The sequence below is a fragment of the Micromonospora sp. M51 genome, assembly GCF_018070305.1.
Classification (GTDB): domain Bacteria; phylum Actinomycetota; class Actinomycetes; order Mycobacteriales; family Micromonosporaceae; genus Micromonospora; species Micromonospora parva.
This window is the reverse complement of record NZ_JAGPXZ010000861.1, coordinates 1-2,373: the sequence shown is the minus strand read 5'-3', so window position 1 is coordinate 2,373 and position 2,373 is coordinate 1. Positions and strand designations below refer to the sequence as shown.

Below are 2,373 nucleotides of genomic sequence, written 5' to 3'. Positions count from 1 at the left end.
CAACCCGTCCAACCGTTCCCCGCTCGTGCCGTGCAGGCCGGGCATGCGCTCACGGCCCTCGCTGCGCTCGGTGCGTTCACTCATGCCGTGCCGGTCGGGCATGCGCTCACGGCCCTCGCTGCGCTCGGTGCGTTCACTCATGCCGTGCCGGTCGGGCATGCGCTCACGGCCCTCGCTGCGCTCGGTGCGTTCACTCATGCCGCAGGCACCTCCGTCCGTTCGGCGCGTCGTCGGGCCGCCGGCAACCACCCGCGCCGCACCGGCCGCGCGCCGACGTCACGGCGGCGAGCCAGCGCCCACAGCGACGCCAGGCCGCCGGGAAGGAACGCCACCACCACCACGAAGAGCAACCCCTGCAGGTACGTCCAGGTGCCCGGGAACCGCTCGGAGAGGGCGGTCCGCGCCCAGGCCACCGCCACCGCGCCGAGCACCGGCCCGAGCAGTGTGGCCCGGCCACCCACAGCGACGCCGATGACGAACTCGATCGACGGGACGATGCCGATCAGCGCGGGCGAGATGATGCCCACCGCCGGCACGAACAGCGCACCGGCCAGCCCGGCCATGCCGGCCGCGACCACGTACGCCACCAGCTTGACCGACGCCGGGTCGTAGCCCAGGAAGCGGACCCGTTCCTCACCGTCGCGGACCGCCACCAGCAGCTCGCCGTAGCGGCTGTGGATGAGCTGCCGGGTCAGCGCGAGCAACGCCAGCAGCGTGCCGGCGATGATGAAGTACACCATCCGCTGGTTGACCGGGTCGTCCAGGTCGTAGCCGAAGAAGCCCTTGATGTCGGTGAGCCCGTTGGTGCCGCCGGTGGTGCCCTGCTGACCGATCAGCAGGATCACCATCGCGGCGGCGAGCGCCTGGCTGAGGATGGCGAAGTACGCGCCGCGCACCCGGCGGCGGAACACCAGTGAGCCGAGCCCGAAGGCGACAGCCATCGGCAGCAGCACCGTGGCGGGCAGCGCGAACCACGGGCTGGCGAACGGCCGCCACCACAGCGGCAGCTCGTCGAGCTGCCCGTACAGCTGCATGAAGTCGGGCATCCCACCCGGGCCCGCGTCGGCGAGCTTGAGGTGCATGGCCATCGCGTAGCCGCCCAGGCCGAAGAAGACGCCCTGGCCCAGGGTGAGCATCCCACCCCGGCCCCAGGCGATCCCGATGCCGACCGCGACCATGGCGACGCAGAGGTACTTGGCGAGCAGCGCCAGCCGGAAGTCCGACAGCACCAGCGGGGCGACGGCGAAGAGCAGCGCCGCGCCGAAGGCGAACCCGGCCGCCGTCCGCAGCCGCGAGCGCCGTCCCGGCGGGTTCGGTGGTGCGGCGCCGGCGGGGGCCGGTGCGACGGCGGTGCCGGGCGGCGCGGGGGTGACGGCGGTCATGCGAGGCTCCTGGTCCGCAGCGTGAACAGGCCCTGTGGTCGCCACTGGAGGAACGCGACGATCGCCACGAACACGATCACCTTGGCGACGCTGAGGGTGGTCAGGTACTCCCCGGTGGCCTGGAGCACACCGAGGGCGAAGGCGACCATCACACTGCCCTTGAGCTGGCCGATCCCGCCGACCACGACGACCAGGAAGGCGTCGATGATCAGGTTGGTGCCCATGGTCGGGCCGATCGGGCCGAGCAGGGTGAGCGCCACCCCGGCCACCCCGGCCAGGCCGGAGCCGAGGAAGAAGGTGGTCCGGTCGACCCGGGAGGTGGCGATGCCGGACACGGCGGCGAGGTCGCGGTTCTGCACCACCGCGCGGATCCGACGCCCGAGCGGGGTGAGTCGCAGCGCCAGTGTGAGCGCCGCGACGGCGGCCAGCGCCAGGGCCAGGATGAACAGCCGGTTGTTGGCGATGGTCAGCCCGCCGGGCAGCGCCACGTTGCCGGTGAGCAGTTCGGGCGCGCGGGTCTGCACGTTCGGGCTGCCGAAGACGTCGCGGGCCAGCTGCTGCAGCATCAGTGACACCCCCCAGGTGACCAGCAGGGTGTCCAGCGGTCGGGCGTAGAGCCGGCGGATGAGCAGCACCTCCAGCAGGACACCCATGGCGCCGGCGACCACGAACGCCACCGGCAGCGCGACCACCAGCGACAGGCCGGCGCCGGTGATGCTCTGCTGCAGGACGTAGGTGGTGTACGCGCCGGCCATGATGAACTCACCGTGCGCCATGTTGATCACGTTCATCTGGCCGAAGGTCAGCGCGAGGCCGAGCGCGATGAGCAGCAGCACCGCGCCGATGCTGATGCCGGTGAAGAGTTGACCGAAGAGGACTGTCACGGTGGGTACTCCGTACTGCTGGTCGGGTGACCCGGGCGGGGCGCGTCGCCGCGCGGCCCGCCCGGGCCGGCGTCGTCAGCTCAGGCCGCTCGCCCACGGGTAGGTCT

The 2,373-nt window shown here is 72.2% G+C and carries 2 protein-coding genes and 1 pseudogene; all 3 read right to left on the bottom strand.

Annotation, left to right across the window (positions count from 1 at the left end):
* Window positions 1-198: pseudogene (locus KBX53_RS29875) on the bottom strand (hypothetical protein); the annotation flags it as partial.
* Window positions 195-1,382 carry an urea ABC transporter permease subunit UrtC gene (urtC, locus tag KBX53_RS29870; protein WP_210863009.1) on the bottom strand — a complete coding sequence of 396 codons (1,188 nt, stop codon included), beginning with the start codon at window positions 1,380-1,382 and terminating at the stop codon, window positions 195-197. The gene urtC and the pseudogene KBX53_RS29875, both read right to left, overlap by 4 nt.
* Window positions 1,379-2,266 carry an urea ABC transporter permease subunit UrtB gene (urtB, locus tag KBX53_RS29865; protein WP_030335462.1) on the bottom strand — a complete coding sequence of 296 codons (888 nt, stop codon included), beginning with the start codon at window positions 2,264-2,266 and terminating at the stop codon, window positions 1,379-1,381. The genes urtC and urtB overlap by 4 nt, the downstream gene beginning before the upstream one ends.
* Window positions 2,267-2,373 lie beyond the last annotated feature (107 nt).